Here is a 17,729-nt window from a genome sequence, read left to right on the forward strand (position 1 = left end):
GGGCCATTGTGGCCGGGGCCCTGTTCCGGGCTCAGGCGACCCCGCCGCGGGCCACGAGCTCGCGGGCCAGGCGGCGGTAGGCGTCGGCGCCGGCGTGGGTCGGGGCGTAGGTGGTGATCGGCTCCGCGGCCAGCGTGGCGTCGGGGAACTTCACCGTGCGGCGGATCGGCGTGGTGAAGACCAGCTCGCCGAAGTGCTCGGTCACGCTGGCCACGACCTCCCGGCTGTGCAGGGTGCGTCCGTCGACCATGGTGGGCAGGATGCCGTCGATCTGCAGCACGGGGTTGAGCCGGTCGGTGATCTTCTCGATGGTCTCCACCAGCAGCGCGACGCCACGCAGCGCGAAGTACTCGGTCTCCAGCGGGATGATCACGCCGTGGGCGGCCGTCAGGGCGTTCACGGTGAGCAGTCCCAGCGAGGGCTGGCAGTCGATGAGCACCACGTCGTAGTCGTCGAGCACCGGGCGCAGCACGCGGGCCAGGGCCTGCTCGCGGGCCACCTCGTTCACCAGCTGCACCTCGGCGGCGGAGAGGTCGATGTCGGCCGGCAGCACGTCGAGGCCCGGGGTGGCCGTGGTGCGCACGACCTCCCGGACGTCCAGCTCCCGCGCCGGTGCCATGAGCAGGTCGTAGATAGTCCGGTCGCCCTCGCCGGTCCGGACGCCCGTCCCCACAGTGAGCGCGCCCTGCGGGTCGAAGTCCACCAGCAGCACGCGCCGCCCCAGCTCCGCCAGGGCGGCTCCGAGGTTGATGGTGGTGGTGGTCTTGCCCACGCCGCCCTTCTGGTTGCACAGGGCGATCACCCGGGCGGGGCCGTGCTGCTGCAGCGGCGCGGGGGCCGGGAAGTCGTCGAGGCGCAGGGGTGCGGCCGGGGCCGCCTCGCTCCGTCCGCGGGGCTCGGCCGACGGCACGTCGAAGTCGGCCAGCGACGGCTGGGTCGCCATGGCGTGGTCACGGGTGTCCGAGCGATCGCTCACGGTGTAGGTCCTCTCCTGTCCGACGGGTGCCACCCTACAGCGCCCGCGCCCCGCTCCCCCATCCCTCGGGGTGAACCTCACCATCACCTCACCCTAAGGTTGAGGGTGATACCCCTCCTGCGCGCGAGGGTGCGATTCCTGGAAGACCTCCCGCAGGTGGTCCGGTGTCACTCGTGTGTAGATCTGCGTGGTCGTCACCGAGGCGTGCCCCAGCAGCTCCTGCACCACCCGCACGTCCGCCCCGCCGGCCATGAGGTGCGTGGCGTAGCTGTGGCGCAGGGTGTGGGGGCTGAGGTGCTCCCCCAGGCCCGCTCGACGCCCGGCCGCCGTCACCAGCGCCCACGCACTCTGCCGCCCGAGCCGCCGCCCGCGCTGGTTCAGCAATAGGGCCGCCCCGCCGCTGCCGCGCGCCGCCAACACCGGACGACCGGTCGCCAGCCAGTCCCCCACGGCCGCGGCCGCCGCCCCGCCCAGCGGCACGTGCCGCTCCTTGGAGCCCTTCCCCACCAACCTGACGACAAGGCCGTCTAGGTCCACGTCGTCGACGTCCAGACTGGTCACCTCCGACACCCGCGCCCCGGTGCCGTAGAGCAGCTCCAACACCGCCCGGTCGCGGCGCGCCACGGCGAGCTCGACCGCATCGGCCCCCCCCTCGACCGGGCCGGTGGACTCGATGAGGCGCGCCACCTCATCGAGGGAGAGGGCCTTGGGCAGCGGCTGGACGGCGGCGGGGGGTGCCACGTCGGCGGCGACGTCGACCTCCACCCACCCCTCGGCCAAGGCGAAGGCGTGGAACCGGCGCACCGCCACCACCATCCGCGTCACCGTGCTGCGCGCGCGGCCCGATGCGGTGAGATCGGCCAGGTGCTGCCGCACGTCCGCGGCCTGCACGGACGGCCAGCTGGTGCGCCCCGCGGCGTCCAGGTGCGCCACCCAGGCCACGAGATCCCGCCGGTAGGCGCTCGTCGTGTTGGCCGAGAGTCCGCGCTCGACCCCGAGGTGGGCCAGCCACTCCTCCACGGCGGGCCACAGTGGGCTGTCCACGGAGCTCTCGGGGGCGCGGCGACGGCTCATGCCCCCAGTGTGCGGCAGGCTGGGGGCATGGCCTGGTACTCCGCTGCTCCCGCCCGTCGCTCGCTGCAGGTGCTCGCCGACCTGCTGGTCGTCGGGTGGACCGTGATGTGGGTGCTCATCGGCCGGGCCGTCCACCACCGCACCTTGGAACGCTTCGAGCCGGCCGGCCGGCTGGTGGAGACCGGGGACCGGATCAACGACGGCGTGACGACCGCCGACGACCAGCTCGCGGACCTGCCGTGGGTCGGCGACTCCCTCAGCGGGGTGCTCGACGGGCTGCTGGGGGTCGGTGACCCCGTGGCGCAGACCGGGCAGGACCTGCTGGCCTCCGGGGAGAGCCTGGCGGACATGCTCTGGATGGTGGTGAGCGCCGGCCCGATCATCACCGCCCTAGCCGTCTGGCTGCCCTTCCGCCTCCACTTCCTGCTGCGCTCGACCACCACCGCCGCGAACCTGCGCCGGGTGGACGACCCCGAGGCGCTGCTGGCGCTCCGGGGGCTGGCGACCCTCCCGCTGGGGACGCTGGCCGCCATCGACCGCGACCCGTTGGAGGCCTGGCGCCGGGGCGACCCGGTGGTGGTGCGCGAGCTGGCCGAGGCCCAGGCGCGCACCCTGGGGGTGCAGCTACCGGCCCGCCGGTTCGAGCCCCCGCGGTGAGCCGGCCCGACCCCTCGCGCCGGGGCCCGACCCCTCGCGCCGGGGCCCGACCCCTCGCGCCGGGGCCCGACCCCTCGCGCCGGCCGGGCCCCGGGAGGTCGCCCGCTCAGAGCCCCTGCAGGTAGGGGTTGGACGCCCGCTCGTGGGCCATGGTGCTCGGTCGTCCGTGGCCGGGAAGCACCATCGTGTGGTCGTCGGTGGGGAGCACGACCTCCCGCAGGGAGCGCTGCATGGCCGCGGGGTCGCCACCCGGCAGGTCGGTGCGGCCGATGGAGCCGGCGAACAGCACGTCACCGGTGAAGGTGCTGGCCCGCAGGTCCGAGCCCGCCTGCGCCACCTGCGCGGGCACGTCCGCCACGTCGAAGAGCACGCTGCCCTCGGTGTGCCCCGGCGCGTGGCGCACGCCCCAGGTGAGACCGGCGATCTCGAGCTGCGCCGCATCGGTGAACTCGTGGACCTCGTCGGGCTCCGACCACTGGAAGGAACTGCCGTACTCCTGCTGCAGCATCGCCCACATCGGTGCGGACAAGCCCTTGCGCGGATCGGTCAGTCGGTAGCGGTCGTCGGTGTGGATGTAGGCGCCGACGGTGCCGCCGCACACCGGGGTGACGCTCGCGGTGTGGTCGAGGTGGCCGTGCGTCAGGAGGACGGCGGCAGGACGCAAACCGTTCTCGCGCAACGCATCCCGCAGTTGGTCGACCACGCCGAAGCCCGGGTCGATGACGACGCACTCCTCACCGCGATCCGGTGCGACGACGTAGCAGTTGGTACCGAAAGCGGTGGCCGGGATGGCGAGGGTGAACATGTCGGCAAGCCTAGGCGCGGCGTCGGCCGGATCCTTACCTAGACTGACCCGTGCGAACCGTCCGCCGAGAGAGGCAACCATGAACGCGGCTGAACAGACCACGTCCACCCCCGAGGGCCCCGAGGACCAGACCTCGAGCACCCCGGGGACCGTTGAGACACCCGAGCACCGGGCTCCTGAGCAGGCCGAGCAGGCGCCGGCCGAGGCCGAGCAGCCGGCCGAGCAGGCACCCGACGAGGAGCCGGCCGAGAAGACCGAGGCCGCCACCCCGGCGCCCACGCCCCGCGCGGTGCCGACCCCGGCCTCCGTGCCCACGCCCGGCGCCCTGGCCAAGAAGCGTCCTGCCCCGCCGGTGACCCCGGTCGGCGGCGCCCCCGCGCACGACCCGGCCGGCACACCGTCCGGCCATGCCGCAGGGACGGGCGGGGCGAAGGCCCGCACCAAGCCGCAGCGGGCGACCTTCACCCCCACCCCGGTCCCCGGGCCGCTGGTGGACACCTCCGGCATCACCGAGGGCGACATGGCCCGGTTCGGCTCGCTGAACGAGTCCGGTGAGGTGGTTCGCACCGACAGCGACGGCACCACCACCGTGGTCGGGTCCTATCCCGATGCGGATGCGGACGCCGCCGTGGGCTACTTCGTGCGCAAGTTCCAGGAGATCGCGGCCTCCGCGGACCTCCTGGCCCAGCGCATCCACGCCGGGAGCGTGACCGCCGCCGAGGGCCGCCAGTCCCTGGAGGCCCTGCGCGCGCACGTCGCCGACACCCCGATGGTCGGTGACTACGCCGCGCTGGGCACGGTGCTGGACGAGCTCACCGAGGCGCTGCGGGACAAGGAGCGCAGCGACCAGCAGCAGCGCGCCGAGGCCCGCGCGCAGGCCGCCGCCGAGCGCGAGAAGCTCGTGGTCGAGGCCGAGACGCTGGCGGGCACCGACCCCTCGGCCATGCACTGGAAGCAGGCCAGCGAGCGGATGCGCACCATGGTCGAGGAGTGGAAGGCCATGCAGCGGGCCCAGATCCGCCTCGACAAGCCCACCGAGAACGAGCTCTGGCAGCGTCTGGCCAGCGCCCGCAACACGTTCGACAAGGTGCGCAAGGCGCACTTCGCGGAGCTCGACGCCGAGCGGGAGCAGGCACGCCGCACCAAGGAGGACCTGGTCGCCCAGGCCCAGCGCCTGGCCTCCGGGCCGGACACCGGCTCCACCGCGGGGGCCTTCAAGCGCCTGATGCAGGAGTGGAAGCGCGCCGGCCGCGCCCAGCGCTCGGTGGACGACGCGCTGTGGGAGCAGTTCCGCGCCGCGCAGGACTCCTTCTTCAACGCCAAGGACGCCGAGGCGGCAGCGCGGGACGAGGAGTACGCGGCCAACCTCCCGGCCAAGGAGGCCCTCCTGCAGGAGGCCGAGGCCCTGCTGCCGGTGAAGGACCTCGAGTCCACCAAGCGCCAGCTGCGCGGCATCCAGGAGCGCTTCGAGGCCGCCGGCATGGTGCCGCGCAAGGACGTCAAGCGCATCGAGGGCCGCATGCGGGCCGTCGAGCAGGCCGTGCGCGAGGCCGAGGAGCTCCAGTGGAAGAAGACCTCCCCGGAGCACGCCGCACGCGCCTCGCTCTTCGCCGCCCAGCTCGAGGGCGCGGTCCAGGACCTCGAGGCCAAGCTCGCCAAGGCCGAGGCCTCGGGTGACGAGAAGCGTGCCGCCAGGGTGCGCAACGAGCTCGAGACCAAGCAGACGTGGCTCGACCAGGCGCGCGAGGGCGTGGCCGAGTTCGGGGGCGACCAGTGACCCCCCGCATCGACCGCTTCGACGCCGACGAGGTCGCCTCGGGGCTGATCTCCTACCTCGACGACTCCCCCACCCCCTTCCACGCCGTGGCCACCTCCGCGGAGATGCTCGAGGCCGAGGGGTTCACGCAGGTCGACGAGACCGCCGCCCTCCCGGCTGAGGCGGGCCGCTACTACCTGGTGCGCGGCGGCTCCCTGGTGGCCTGGAGCACCGAGGGCTTGGGCGCCGACGCGCCGGCCTCCACCGGCTTCCGGGTCGTGGGTGCCCACACGGACTCCCCCAACCTGCGCATCAAGCCCCGTCCTGACGTGACCTCCGTGGGCTTCGCCCAACTGGCCGTGGAGCCCTACGGCGGCCTCATCGCCAACTCGTGGCTGGACCGTGACCTGGGCCTGGCCGGCCGGGTGACCCTGCGCGACGCCGACGGGGTCAACGGGGTCCGGTCGGTGCTGCTGGACGTCGACGAGCCGCTGCTGCGGGTCTCCCGCCTCGCGATCCACCTGGACCGGGAGGTGCGCGAGGGCGAGGCCCTCAACGCGCAGCGCCAGCTCGTGCCCCACTGGTCGGTCTCCCCGAACGCCCCGGCCTTCACCACCTGGCTGGCCGGCCGGCTCGGGGTGGACAGTACCGACGTGCTGGGCTGGGACCTGATGACCTACGACCTCACCGGCGCGGCCCGCATCGGTCTGGACGGTGGCCTCATCGCCTCGGCCCGGCTGGACAACCTCGCCACCTCCTACGCAGCCGTCCGCGCCCTGCTCGATGCGGTGGGCGACCCCCAGGGTCCGCTCGACGCCATCCCGGTGATCGCGCTGTTCGACCACGAGGAGATCGGCTCCATGTCCGAGCGCGGCGCGTTCTCGCAGCTGTTGCCGGCCGTGCTGGAGCGCATCGTCCTGGCCCGCGGCGGCGACCGGCAGGACCACCTGCGGGCGCTGGCCTCCACGGTGATCGCCTCCGGCGACATGGCGCACGCGACGCATCCGAACTACGCCGACCGCCACGAGCCCGGCCACCACATCACGCTCAACGGTGGTCCGGTGCTGAAGATCAACACCAACCTGCGCTACGCCACGGACGGCGTCGGCACGGCCGCCTTCCGACTGGCCTGCCAGCAGGCCGGGGTACCGATGCAGGAGTTCGTGACCCGTTCCGACCTGCCCTGCGGGTCGACCGTCGGCCCGATGACGGCCGCCCTCACCGGCGCGACCACGGTGGACTTCGGCGCACCCACGCTGTCGATGCACAGCGTGCGCGAGGTGTGTGGCGCCGGCGACCAGGCCATGTACGTGGCCTGCTTGGCGTCCTTCCTCGACCCCGCCTGAGCCACCCCTCCGCGGCGCCGAAACGGGCCCCACTCCCGATGGGGGGTGGGGCCCGTTCGCTGGGTGGCGGCGGTGTGCGGATGGCCCCGCCCGTTCGTGGTGCCGGGGTGCGTCAGGCGGCGCGGGTGACCGAGTAGATCCCCTGCACCTGCTTGAGGGTGTTCACCACGTGGTCCAGGAACTCCACGTCGGCCAGCTCGAACTCGAGTCGGCCGTACGCCGTCCGCGCATCGGGCGAGCTGAAGGCCATGTCCGAGAGGACCAGCCCGAGCTCGTTGGCCACGCGGAGCACGTCCGCCACCAGACCGTTGCGGTCCAGCGCCTCCAGCGAGAGCCGGACGGTGAAGGCTCCCCGAGCCCGGTCGTCCCAGGCCACCCGAACCAGGCGCTCCGGGCTGTTGCGCAGCTGCTCCACGTTGGCGCAGTCGCTGCGGTGCACCGACACCCCGCGCCCGGTGGTCACGTAGCCCACGATGTCGTCCCCCGGCACCGGGGCACAGCACACGGCCAGGTGGCTCCAGACGTCGTCCGAGCCGACGATGTGCACCGGCGCCTCCCCCGCCTGGCGGCGACGCTCGGACACCAGCGCCTGCGGCGGCGGCAGGACCTCCTCCTCCACCTCGCCGTGGGCCTGGCGGAGCAGCTCGATGACGTGCTCCACCGATGCGCGACGCTCACCGATGGCCTGGAACACCCCATCGCGGTCGTGCACGCTCAACCGGTCGACCACGGGGCGCAGCGCGTCCTCGCGGGTCCACTGCTTCACCGGGAGGTCCGCCTTGCGCAGGGCGCGCACCAGCAGGTCGTGGCCCTGGGCGGTCATCTCCGCCTTGCGTTCGCGGCTGAACCACTGCTTGATCTTCGAGCGGGCGCGCGGGGTGGCCACGAAGGTGAACCAGTCGCGCGAGGGACCCACCCCCTCCCCCTTGGCCGTGAGGATCTCCACCGAGTCACCGTTGGAGAGCTGGCTGTCCAGGGGCACCATGCGCCCGTTGACCTTGGCGCCGACGGCCTTGTGGCCCACGTCGGTGTGGATGGCGTAGGCGAGGTCCACCGGGGTGGACCCCCGGGCCAAGGAGATGATCTTGCCCTTCGGTGTGAAGACGAAGACCTCCGGGGCGGAGATCTGGAAGCGCAGCGTGTCCATGAAGTCCTCGCTGCTGGCGTCCAGTGCGAGGTCCATGGTCTCCCGCAGCCACGAGAGGTCGTGCGTGGAGCGCGCGGCGGAGGACCGCGACTTGTAGCGCCAGTGGGCGGCCACGCCGTACTCGGCGAGGTTGTGCATCTCGTGCGTGCGGATCTGGATCTCCACCGGCTTGCCGCCGGTGCCCATCACCGTGGTGTGCAGCGACTGGTAGCCGTTGCTCTTGGGGGTGGCGATGTAGTCCTTGATGCGGTGGGGCAGCGGCGTGAACAGGGAGTGCACCAGCCCCAGGGCGTGGTAGCAGCTCGCCACGTCCTTGACCATGATCCGCAGCGCGATGAGGTCGTGGATCTCCTCGAGGGCACGCCCACGCACCGACATCTTCTGGTAGATGGACCAGTAGTGCTTCTCGCGGCCGGTGATGACCACCGGCAGGCGGGCCTCGGCCATCGCGGTCTCGAGCTGGTCCCGGATCTCCCCCAGGTACTCCTCGCGCTGCGGGGCGGCGGCCGCCACCTGGCGCACCACCTCCTCGTAGACCTCCGGCTGCGAGAACTTGAAGGACAGGTCCTCCAGCTCCCACTTGATGGCATTCATGCCCAGGCGGTGGGCCAACGGCGTGTAGATGTCCAGGGTCTCGATCGCCTTGCGGCGGGCGCTCTGCGGGGAGACGTAGCGCCAGGTGCGGGCGTTGTGCAGCCGGTCGGCCAGCTTGATGACCAGCACGCGGATGTCCTTGGACATGGCCACGATCATCTTGCGGACGGTCTCGGCCTGGGCGCTGTCGCCGTACTCCACCTTGTCGAGCTTGGTGACGCCGTCCACCAGCAGGGCGATCTCCGGCCCGAAGTCGGCCTCCAGCTGCTGCTGGCTGTAGGGGGTGTCCTCCACGGTGTCGTGCAACAGGGCCGCGGCCACGGTGGCAGCGTCCATGCCCAGGTCGGCGAGCAGCCCGGCGACCGCAACCGGGTGGGTGATGTAGGGGTCCCCGCTCTTGCGGAACTGCCCCTCGTGGGCCCGCGCGGCCACGCTGTAGGCCCGCTCCACCACCGAGAGGTCCGCACGGTCGCCGCGCTGACGCAGCCGCTTCATCAACGGCGCGAGCTCGGGGGTCTCCGTGCGCGAGGTGCCCAGCCGGGCCAGGCGCTCGCGCATGGTCCAGCCCGTCGCGGTGCGGGGCTGCTGGGTCATGCCGGGATCATACGCGGAACGCCGCCTTCCCCCCCCGCATCACGTGACGTGATCCACAGTCGGGGGGACTCCGTGCGCCCGTGGCAACCCCGAGGTCACTCCTGGACGACCAGGCTCACCACGTCGATGTCCTCGAGCTGCTTCCGTCCGGCCAGGAAGGCGAGCTCCAGCACCACCTCGACGCCGACCACGCTGGCGCCGGCGTCCCGCACGAGCGAGACACAGGCCGCGGCCGTGCCACCGGTGGCCAGGACGTCATCGACGATCAGCACGCGGTCCCCTGCCACGACGGCGTCCTTGTGCATCTCGATGGTGGCCGTCCCGTATTCGAGCGTGTAGCTGGCCGAGTGCGTCTCCCCGGGCAGCTTGCCGGCCTTGCGGACTGGGACGAAGCCGACGCCCAGGGCATAGGCCATGGCCGCGCCGAGAATGAAGCCGCGGGCCTCGATGCCCACGACGACGTCCACGTCACCCTGCCGCCGCCGGACCACGTCCTGCACGACGGCGCGGCTCGCGGCCGGGTCGCGCAGCAGTGGCGTGAAGTCCTTGAAGACCACGCCCGGCTTCGGGAACTCGGGGATGTCCTCCAGCCGGGCGCTGACCAGCGCGGCCAGCTCCTCACCCTGCGGCAGGTCCTGCGGCGTCTGGGGTGCGCTCATGTGTGGTTCTCCGGTCGGTCTCGTGCGGTGCGGCTGCGGGCGGGAGCCGGCAGGTCAGTTGCCTGCCCAGGCCGACGGGTGCCGGGGGCGTCCGCCGCCGGCGATGGTCCGCCCTGCGCCCTCCACCTCATCGGTGAGGGCGCGGCCACGGCGGGTGCGCTCCGTCTCCTCGGCATCCTGCCCGGTCTCCTCGGCATCCTGCCCGGTCTCCTCGGCCGATGCCGGCTGGTCGGCCGGCTCCTCGGCGGCCGTCCCCTGCTCCTGGCGGCGCGCCAGGATGGCGGCCGCACGCGCCCGCTGGCGCTGGCGCACCTCGGCGTCGTGGGCCTTGATCTCCGCCTCGCCCTCACGCAGCTGCACCAGCAGCGGGGTGGCGATGAAGATCGAGGAGAAGGTTCCGACGGCGATACCGATGAACAGCGCCAGCGACAGGTCGAGCAGCGTGCCCGGGCCCAGCTTCGCGAAGCCGACCACCAGGATCGCGCCGACCGGCAGCAAGGCCACCACGGAGGTGTTGATCGAGCGCACCAAGGTCTGGTTGATCGCCATGTTGGCGGCCTGCGAGTAGGTCTTCGTCTTGTGCTTGCGGGCGTCGTCGACGTTCTCGCGGACCTTGTCGAAGACCACCACGGTGTCGTACAGCGAGTAGCCGAGGATGGTCAGGAAGCCGATCACCGAGGCCGGCGAGACCTCGAAGCCGGCCAGCGCGAACGCACCGACGGTGAAGATCAGGTCGTGCAGCAGGGCCACGAGGGCGGCCAGGGCCATCTTCCAGGTGCGGAAGTACAGCGCCAGCACGCCGGAGACGAGCACCAGGAAGACACCCAGGGCCATCAGCGCCTTCTGGCTGACCTCCTGCCCCCAGGACGGGCCGACCAGCGAGCCGGCCACGTCCTGCGCCGGCACGTCGAACTCCTCGGCCAGGGCGCCGCGGGCGGCGTCCATGGCCTGCGTGCCGCCCTCGAGGCTGGCGGCCTGCACCCGCACGGTGTCGCCACCGATGATGCTGGAGCGCACCGCCTCGCCGGCGCCGACGGAGTCGGACAGAGCGTCACTGGCGCGCTCCTCGTACCCGGTGGTGTCGGAGACCCCCGCGACGCGGAAGTCCGTGCCGCCGGTGAACTCCAGGCCGAGGTTGATGCCCCGGCCGAAGAGCCCGACGAGGGTCAGGGCCAGCAGTACGGCCGAGACGAGGTACCAGATCTTGCGGCGGCCGATGAAGTCGACCTGCCGGCGACCGGTGTAGAGGTCGTTACCGAACTGTGCGAAACCCATCAGAGGGCGACCTCCGTAGTCGTGCCGGACGTCGGCGTCGGTTCGGGCAACGAGCGCACCCGTCCGCGGCCCACGTAGGTGGACTTGCGGGCGCCCAGGCTCTCGGGGTTCATGCCGGACAGCGGGTGCCCGTTGCCGAAGAACCTGGTCTGGGCCAACAGCGTGACCACCGGGTGCGTGAACAGCATGACCACGATCAGGTCGATGATCGTCGTCAGACCCAGCATGAACGCGAAGGCCTTCACGTTGGCCTCACTGAGCAGGTACAGGATGACGGCGGCCAGGAGATTCACCGCATCGGAGATGAGGATCGTGCGCCGCGCGCGCACCCATGCGGTGTCCACGGCGTTGCGCAGCGGGCGTCCCTCGCGCACCTCGTCGCGGATGCGCTCGAAGTACACGATGAAGGAGTCGGCGGTGATGCCGATGGCCACGATCAGACCGGTGATGCCGGCCATGGTCAGGCGCAGGTTGTACTGCCAGCCCAGTAGCACCACGGCCCCGTAGGCCAGCAGCGCCGCCAGCGCGAGCGAGGCCAGGGTCACCAGACCCAGGGCGCGGTACTGCAAGAGCGAGTAGATGGCCACCAGAACCAGGCCGATCACACCGGCCCAGATGCCCCAGCGCAGCTGCTCCTCACCCAGAGTGGGGCTGATCTGCTCGGAGGACTGCAGGTTGAAGCTGAACGGCAACGCTCCGAACTTCAGCTGGTCCGCCAGTGCCTTGCCCTCCTCGGCGGTGAAGTTACCGGTGATCGAGGCCTCGCCGTTGGTGATGGTCTGCCGCATGCCGGGCGCACTGATGACGTCGCCGTCGAGCAGCATCGCAAACTGGTTGTACGGGGAACCCTCCGGCTGGGCGGCCATCATGGCCGAGAGGTCGGCGAAGATGTCGGCCCCGGCGTCGTCGAGCTCCAGGTTCACGGCGATCTCGCCGGTCGGCTGGCCCTGGGCGTTCGTGGCCGGGCCGGAGGAGGCGTCGGCGATGCTCGAGCCCTGGATGCGGGTGGGGCCCAGAAGGTACTTCACCTGGCCGTCCGGGTCGCAGGCCACGACGAACTCGTCGTCGCCGGCCTTCTGGGCGGCGTCCTGTGCCTTCTCGTCGGAGCAGTCCATCTCCTCGAAGCGGGACTGGACCTCCGGCGGGATGACGATGTCCTGACCGCGCGCGTCGGGGTCAGAGGACCCCTGGTTGCCGGTGTCGCCGCCGTCGCCGGAGCCCGAGGGCGACGGCGCGGGCGACTCGCCGGAACCGGAACCGCTGGGCTCGGGCGAGTTGCTCGCACCGGACGGCGAGGCCGAGCCCGAGGGGCTGGGCGAGGAGGTGGGCTCACCCGACGGCGTCGCCTGGGCCGGCCACACCCCCTCGGCGGTGGTCGGCGAGGAACTCGGCTCGGCCGAGGCGTCACCCGAGGGCGTGGCGTCACCCGACGGGGTCGCGTCACCGGCCGGGGTGGCCTCCCCCGAGGGCTCCTCGGAGGGCTCGTACCCGGGCAGGGTATCGACGGTGTCCGGGCCGGTGGCGCTGCCCTCGACCGCGAGCACCTCGCGGAAGGTCATGCGGCTGGAGGCCTGCAGCGACTCGAGCACGGCCGGGTCCGGGGTGCCGGGCATGGCCACCGAGATGTTGCTGCCACCGAGGGTGGTCACCTCGGCCTCGGCCACACCGGAGCCGTCGACGCGCTGGCGGATGATGTTGACCGCCTGGTCGACCTGGCCGCCACTGACCTCGCCGCCCTCGATGGCCGGCTCCAGGATGAGCTGCTGTCCACCCTCGAGGTCGAGGCCGAGCAGTGGCGTCAACTGCGCCTGGGGCTTGGCGAACAGGTGGGCAGCCCCCAGCCCGCCGAAGAGCAGCATCAGCAGCAGGAGCAGCGTCAGCAGGGTGTTCACGGCCTTGGCCCGCTGGGCACGCATGTTCATCAGCGCACCCCCAGCAGGGCCATGTCGCCAGGCTTGGGCATCGACTTACCTCGGTTCGTGGTGTTCGGGGCTGTCCGCACGGGGCACAGCGGGACGTGAGTCTAGGCGAGGGGTGGTTGGTGACCGAAACGACCCGCTGGGCCGGTCGGGGGTCGGGTCCCGAGGTGCTCCCACGCGGCGGTCGTCGCCGCCCGGCCGCGTGGGGTCCGGACGATGAATCCCTCGCGCACGAGGTAGGGCTCGGCCACGGTCTCCACGGTGTCGGCCTCCTCCCCCACGGCCACCGCCAGTGTCGTCAGGCCCACCGGCCCCCCGTCGAAGCGGTGGCACAGGGCCTCGAGCACGGCCCGGTCGAGCCGGTCGAGCCCCAGCAGGTCGACATCGAACAGCGCGAGGGCCTCGCGGGCGGCCTCGGCGGAGACCACGTGCTGGCCGTGCACCTGCGCCCAGTCCCGCACGCGCCGCAGCAGGCGGTTGGCGATGCGGGGCGTACCCCGGGAGCGTCCCGCGATCTCGGAGATGCCCTCAGGCTCGCTCTCGATGCCCAGCTTCACCGCGTTCCCCGCGAGGATCGTGGCCAGGTCCTCGGCCGTGTAGTAGTCGAGGTGCCCGGTGAAGCCGAAGCGGTCGCGCAGCGGCGCCGGGAGCAGGCCGGAGCGGGTGGTCGCCCCCACGACGGTGAAGGGCGGCAGCTCCAGTGGGATGGCGGTGGCCCCGGGGCCCTTGCCGACGATGACGTCGACCCGGAAGTCCTCCATGGCGAGGTAGAGCATCTCCTCGGCGGCCCGCGACATGCGGTGGATCTCGTCGAGGAAGAGCACCTCCCCCTCGGCCAGCGAGGACAGGATCGCGGCCAGGTCCCCCGCGTGTTGGATCGCCGGGCCGGAGGTGATCCGGATGGGGGCGGCCATCTCCCCCGCCACGATCATGGCCAGGGTGGTCTTGCCCAGGCCCGGCGGGCCGGAGAGCAGGATGTGGTCGGCCGGCGCCCCCCGGCGCCGCGCCGCCTCCAGCACGAGGTGGAGCTGGTCGCGCACCCGGTCCTGGCCGGCGAGGTCCGCCAGCCGCTTGGGGCGCAGCGCCGCGTCGAAGCCCGCGTCGTCCTGCCCGGCGGCCGGGTCCACGATGCGGGGCGAGCTCTCGTCGGTGCCCGAACGGTCCCAGGGGTCGCTCACGAGGCCGCCTCCCGCAGGGCCTCACGCAGGAGGACGGGCAGCTCGGGTGGCGGCCCGGTGTCCTGGGCGTGCTGCTCCACGACCGTCCGCGTGGCCTTCGTGGCCTGAGCGGTGTTCCACCCCAGCCCTTCCAGGGCGTCGCGCACCTGCGGGGCCCACGCGGGCTCGGACGGGTCGCCGCCCGCCGACTGCTCGGTGGTCGTGGGTGCGGCGCCGCCACCGAGGTCCGCGGGCAGCTTGCCCACCAGCTCCAGCACCAGCCGCTGGGCGCCCTTCTTGCCGATGCCGGGCACGCTCGTCAACGCTGCGAGGTCCTCGGTGTGCACGGCCCGGGACAACTCGGCAGGACTGAGCACGGCGACCAGCGCCAGGGCCAGGCGCGGCCCCACCCCGGAGACGGACTGGACGGTCTCGAACACCTCGCGCGTGTCGGCGTCCAGGAACCCGAACAGGGTCAACGAGTCCTCGCGCACCACCAGCGAGGTCTCGAGCCGGGCCTCCTGCCCGGTACGCACCTCGGCGGCCACCTGCGGGGGCACCAGTACCCGCATGCCGACGCCGCCGACCTCGACCACGAGGTGGTCGAGCCCCACGTGGGTGATGGTTCCGCTCAACGAGGCGATCACCGTGTCCTCCTGCTCCGTCGTGCCTGGTCCTGGGCCGTCTGCCACCGTGCTGCGGCCCGCTCGCGCGCCGCTGCCTGGGCGGCGAGGGCCTCGGTCATGCGGTCGGGCTCCCCCCGGCCGGTGCCTGCCGCAGCGGCCAGCTGTCGTTCGCCACCGCCGCGCCAGATCTGGGCGATCGCCAGCGCGAGGGCGTCCGCCGCGTCCGCGGGGCGGGGCGCGGCGGACAGGGAGAGGATCCGCACCACCATGGAGGTCACCTGCTCCTTGCCGGCCCGGCCGTTGCCGCAGACCGCGGCCTTCACCTCACTGGGGGTGTGCTGGCCCACCTCGATGCCGGCCCGGGCAGCCGCCACCAGGGCCACGCCGCTCGCCTGCACCGTACCCATGATCGTGCTGACGTCCGAGCGGGCGAAGATCCGCTCGACGGCCACCGCATCGGGGTCGTAGGTCTCGATCCAGTCCTCGATGCGGCGGCTCACCGACAGCAGCCGCTGCTCGGGCAGGGTGTCGGCGGACGTCCGCGCCACGTCCACGGCCACCATCCGCAGGCTGCCGCCTCGGCGGCCCTCGACGACACCCAGGCCGCAGCGCGTCAGCCCGGGGTCGACGCCGAGGACCCGCACGCGATCAGTCCTCGTCCAGCTGCGCCAGCACCGCGTCCGGGACGTCGGCCGCGGCGTAGACCTCCTGCACGTCGTCGCAGTCCTCCAGCGCGTCGATCAGCCGGAACAGCTTGCGTGCCCCGTCCGCATCGAGCTCGATGGGGGTGATCGGCAGCATCTTCACGTCCGCGGAGTCGTAGTCCACGTCCGCCTGCTGCAGGGCGGTGCGCACGTCCACCATGTCCGAGGGCTCGGTGGTGATCTCGAAGCCCTCGCCCAGGTCCGTCATCTCCTCGGCACCGGCCTCGAGCACGATCTCCATGAGCTCGTCCTCGGACTTCTCGCCGCCGCTAACCGCGATGACACCCTTGCGGTGGAAGTTGAAGGTCACGGACCCGGAGTCGGCCATCTGCCCACCGTTGCGGGTCAGGGCCGTGCGCACCTCCATCACGGCGCGGTTCTTGTTGTCGCTGAGACACTCGATGATGAGGCCCACGCCGCCGGGTGCGTAGCCCTCGTAGGTCAGGGCCTGGTACTCGGCCCCGCCCGCCTCGGCCCCGGAGCCACGCTTGACCGCGCGCTCGATGTTGTCGTTGGGCACCGAGTTCTTCTTCGCCTTCTGGATGGCGTCGAACAGCGTCGGGTTGCCCGTGGGGTCGGCCCCGCCGGTGCGTGCCGCGACCTCGATGTTCTTGACGAGCTTGGCGAACAACTTGCCGCGCTTGGCGTCGATCGCCGCCTTCTTGTGCTTGGTGGTTGCCCACTTGGAGTGACCGGCCACGTTGCTCCCTCAGATCGGTACGAGTTCTGGTGCGGACGGCCGCGATCGGACGAGCGCGTAGCGGCCGCGCGGACCGGGCGCACGGGAACGCAGGGTTCCTGAGCCCGGTCGGCGCGCCATCCTATCGACCCGCGCCGACACCCAGCCGCGGCAGACCGCCCGGCGACCTCTCAGGCGGCAGAGCGCACCATCTGGACGAACAGCTCGTGCACGCGACGGTCGCCGGTCACCTCGGGGTGGAAGGAGGTCGCGAGCAGGTTCCCCTGCCGCACGGCCACGATGCGGTCGGCCGCCGCCTCCTTCGCGGCGTCACCGGCCACGGCCCGGTGGGGCACCCGGGCCAGGACCTCCACCCGGTCCCCCACCTGCTCCACCCACGGGGCACGGATGAACACCGCCGTCACCGGGTCGGCGTCCTCCCCCAGCACCGGCATCGACAGGTCGGTCTCGAAGGAGTCCACCTGGCGCCCGAAGGCGTTGCGCCGCACCGTCATGTCGATGCCGCCGAGGGTCTGCTGGTCGCGGTGCCCGTCAAGCACGCCGTCGGCGAGCATGATCATGCCCGCGCACGAGCCGTAGACCGGCAGGCCGTCGGCGATGCGGTCCCGCAGCGGCGCGACCAGGCCGAACAGCCGGCAGAGCTTGTCCATGACGGTGGACTCACCCCCGGGGACGACCAGCCCGTCGATGCGGTCGACCTCCTCGGGGCGGCGCAGCCGCAGGGTGGAGGCGCCACGGGCCTCGAGGGCCTCGACGTGCTCGCGCACGTCGCCCTGGACGGCCAGGACCCCGATGAGCGGAGTCGTCACCAGCCGCGCTCGGCCAGCCGGTGCGGCTCGGCGATGCCCTCGACGTTCAGTCCGACCATGGCCTCACCCAGACCGCGGGAGACCTCGGCGATCTTGGCCGGGTCGTCGTGGAAGGTGGTGGCCTGGACGATCGCCTTGGCGCGCTCGGCCGGGTTGCCCGACTTGAAGATGCCCGAGCCCACGAACACGCCCTCGGCGCCGAGCTGCATCATCATCGCGGCGTCGGCGGGGGTGGCGATGCCGCCGGCGGTGAACAGCACGACCGGCAGCTTGCCGGCCTGCGCCACCTCCTTGACGAGCTCGTAGGGCGCCTGCAGCTCCTTGGCGGCCACGTAGAGCTCGTCCTCGGCCATCGTCGTGAGGCGACGGATCTCCGCGCGGATGGTGCGCATGTGGGTGGTCGCGTTCGAGACGTCGCCGGTGCCGGCCTCGCCCTTCGAACGGATCATCGCGGCACCCTCGGTGATGCGGCGCAGCGCCTCGCCCAGGTTGGTGGCGCCGCAGACGAAGGGCACGTCGAAGGCGAACTTGTCGATGTGGTTCGCGTAGTCGGCGGGGGTCAGCACCTCGGACTCGTCCACATAGTCGACGCCCAGGGACTGCAGCACCTGCGCCTCGACGAAGTGACCGATGCGTGCCTTGGCCATGACCGGGATGGAGACGGCGTCGATGATCCCGTCGATGAGGTCCGGGTCGCTCATGCGCGCCACACCGCCCTGGGTGCGGATGTCGGCCGGGACGCGCTCCAGAGCCATCACCGCCACGGCGCCGGCATCCTCGGCGATGCGGGCCTGCTCGGCGGTGACCACATCCATGATCACGCCACCCTTGAGCATCTCGGCCATGCCGCGCTTCACACGGGCGGTGCCGGTGGTCGGGTTCTGCTCAGTCACGTCGGTGTGCCTTTCGGTGTACGGGGAGGCGGCTCCCG

16 protein-coding genes are annotated in these 17,729 nt (G+C 72.2%); 3 read left to right on the forward strand and 13 right to left on the reverse strand.

Annotated elements, in window-relative coordinates:
• Positions 1–31: 31 nt before the first annotated feature.
• A complete protein-coding gene (locus tag KSED_RS07430) occupies positions 32–976 on the reverse strand; it encodes a ParA family protein (RefSeq protein ID WP_015779487.1) in 945 nt (314 codons plus the stop codon).
• A gap of 93 nt (positions 977–1,069) precedes the next feature.
• Positions 1,070–2,050 (reverse strand): tyrosine recombinase, encoded by a 981-nt coding sequence (locus tag KSED_RS07435; protein ID WP_049758453.1) that lies wholly within the window; start codon positions 2,048–2,050, stop codon positions 1,070–1,072.
• Positions 2,051–2,077: 27 nt separating this feature from the next.
• Between KSED_RS07435 and KSED_RS07440 the strand changes: the two genes are divergently transcribed.
• Positions 2,078–2,707, forward strand: a complete 630-nt coding sequence (locus KSED_RS07440) for a hypothetical protein (RefSeq protein ID WP_015779489.1) — start codon at positions 2,078–2,080, stop codon at positions 2,705–2,707.
• A gap of 106 nt (positions 2,708–2,813) precedes the next feature.
• On the opposite strand, the gene KSED_RS07445 is transcribed toward KSED_RS07440, so the two are convergent.
• On the reverse strand, positions 2,814–3,512 hold the full coding sequence (locus tag KSED_RS07445) for an MBL fold metallo-hydrolase (RefSeq protein WP_015779490.1): 699 nt from the start codon (positions 3,510–3,512) through the stop codon (positions 2,814–2,816).
• Positions 3,513–3,591: 79 nt separating this feature from the next.
• On the opposite strand from KSED_RS07445, the gene KSED_RS07450 reads away from it, so the two are divergent.
• The gene (locus KSED_RS07450; protein ID WP_015779491.1) at positions 3,592–5,289 is read left to right on the forward strand and encodes a DUF349 domain-containing protein; all 1,698 of its coding nucleotides are present in this window, start codon (positions 3,592–3,594) and stop codon (positions 5,287–5,289) included.
• Positions 5,286–6,614, forward strand: coding sequence for a M18 family aminopeptidase (locus tag KSED_RS07455; protein WP_015779492.1), 1,329 nt, complete (start codon positions 5,286–5,288; stop codon positions 6,612–6,614). The genes KSED_RS07450 and KSED_RS07455 overlap by 4 nt, the downstream gene beginning before the upstream one ends.
• 112 nt (positions 6,615–6,726) lie before the next feature.
• Here KSED_RS07455 and KSED_RS07460 read toward each other — a convergent pair whose 3' ends face one another.
• From KSED_RS07460 to pdxS, 10 genes are all read right to left on the reverse strand, one after another.
• The gene (locus tag KSED_RS07460; protein ID WP_015779493.1) at positions 6,727–8,949 is read right to left on the reverse strand and encodes a RelA/SpoT family protein; all 2,223 of its coding nucleotides are present in this window, start codon (positions 8,947–8,949) and stop codon (positions 6,727–6,729) included.
• 95 nt (positions 8,950–9,044) lie between these two features.
• Positions 9,045–9,608 (reverse strand): adenine phosphoribosyltransferase, encoded by a 564-nt coding sequence (locus KSED_RS07465; RefSeq protein WP_015779494.1) that lies wholly within the window; start codon positions 9,606–9,608, stop codon positions 9,045–9,047.
• Positions 9,609–9,662: 54 nt separating this feature from the next.
• Positions 9,663–10,883 carry a protein translocase subunit SecF gene (secF, locus tag KSED_RS07470; RefSeq protein ID WP_015779495.1) on the reverse strand — a complete coding sequence of 407 codons (1,221 nt, stop codon included), beginning with the start codon at positions 10,881–10,883 and terminating at the stop codon, positions 9,663–9,665.
• Positions 10,883–12,805: a protein translocase subunit SecD gene (gene secD, locus KSED_RS07475; protein WP_015779496.1), complete on the reverse strand. Its 1,923-nt coding sequence runs from the start codon at positions 12,803–12,805 to the stop codon at positions 10,883–10,885. The genes secF and secD overlap by 1 nt, the downstream gene beginning before the upstream one ends.
• A gap of 101 nt (positions 12,806–12,906) precedes the next feature.
• Positions 12,907–13,980 carry a Holliday junction branch migration DNA helicase RuvB gene (gene ruvB, locus KSED_RS07480; RefSeq protein ID WP_015779497.1) on the reverse strand — a complete coding sequence of 358 codons (1,074 nt, stop codon included), beginning with the start codon at positions 13,978–13,980 and terminating at the stop codon, positions 12,907–12,909.
• On the reverse strand, positions 13,977–14,606 hold the full coding sequence (ruvA, locus tag KSED_RS07485; RefSeq protein WP_015779498.1) for a Holliday junction branch migration protein RuvA: 630 nt from the start codon (positions 14,604–14,606) through the stop codon (positions 13,977–13,979). Before ruvA ends, ruvB begins: the two co-directional genes overlap by 4 nt.
• A complete protein-coding gene (ruvC, locus tag KSED_RS07490) occupies positions 14,603–15,229 on the reverse strand; it encodes a crossover junction endodeoxyribonuclease RuvC (RefSeq protein WP_015779499.1) in 627 nt (208 codons plus the stop codon). The genes ruvA and ruvC overlap by 4 nt, the downstream gene beginning before the upstream one ends.
• A gap of 4 nt (positions 15,230–15,233) precedes the next feature.
• Entirely contained in the window at positions 15,234–15,989 is a 756-nt protein-coding gene (locus KSED_RS07495; RefSeq protein ID WP_015779500.1) for a YebC/PmpR family DNA-binding transcriptional regulator, read from the reverse strand.
• A gap of 170 nt (positions 15,990–16,159) precedes the next feature.
• Positions 16,160–16,798, reverse strand: coding sequence for a pyridoxal 5'-phosphate synthase glutaminase subunit PdxT (pdxT, locus tag KSED_RS07500; RefSeq protein ID WP_015779501.1), 639 nt, complete (start codon positions 16,796–16,798; stop codon positions 16,160–16,162).
• On the reverse strand, positions 16,795–17,691 hold the full coding sequence (gene pdxS / locus KSED_RS07505; protein ID WP_015779502.1) for a pyridoxal 5'-phosphate synthase lyase subunit PdxS: 897 nt from the start codon (positions 17,689–17,691) through the stop codon (positions 16,795–16,797). The genes pdxT and pdxS overlap by 4 nt, the downstream gene beginning before the upstream one ends.
• Between the last annotated feature and the right edge of the window lie 38 nt (positions 17,692–17,729).

Origin of the sequence: Kytococcus sedentarius DSM 20547, assembly GCF_000023925.1 — a bacterium.
GTDB lineage: Bacteria > Actinomycetota > Actinomycetes > Actinomycetales > Dermatophilaceae > Kytococcus > Kytococcus sedentarius.

What these genes read in the sequence shown, in the direction of transcription:
- secF (WP_015779495.1), bottom strand. Translation starts at nt 10,883, where the DNA reads ATGGGTTTCGCACAGTTCGGTAACGACCTCTACACCGGTCGCCGGCAG.
- KSED_RS07445 (WP_015779490.1), bottom strand. Translation starts at nt 3,512, where the DNA reads ATGTTCACCCTCGCCATCCCGGCCACCGCTTTCGGTACCAACTGCTAC.
- KSED_RS07460 (WP_015779493.1), bottom strand. Translation starts at nt 8,949, where the DNA reads ATGACCCAGCAGCCCCGCACCGCGACGGGCTGGACCATGCGCGAGCGC.
- secD (WP_015779496.1), bottom strand. Translation starts at nt 12,805, where the DNA reads ATGAACATGCGTGCCCAGCGGGCCAAGGCCGTGAACACCCTGCTGACG.
- KSED_RS07435 (WP_049758453.1), bottom strand. Translation starts at nt 2,050, where the DNA reads ATGAGCCGTCGCCGCGCCCCCGAGAGCTCCGTGGACAGCCCACTGTGG.
- KSED_RS07465 (WP_015779494.1), bottom strand. Translation starts at nt 9,608, where the DNA reads ATGAGCGCACCCCAGACGCCGCAGGACCTGCCGCAGGGTGAGGAGCTG.
- KSED_RS07450 (WP_015779491.1), top strand. Translation starts at nt 3,592, where the DNA reads ATGAACGCGGCTGAACAGACCACGTCCACCCCCGAGGGCCCCGAGGAC.
- KSED_RS07440 (WP_015779489.1), top strand. Translation starts at nt 2,078, where the DNA reads ATGGCCTGGTACTCCGCTGCTCCCGCCCGTCGCTCGCTGCAGGTGCTC.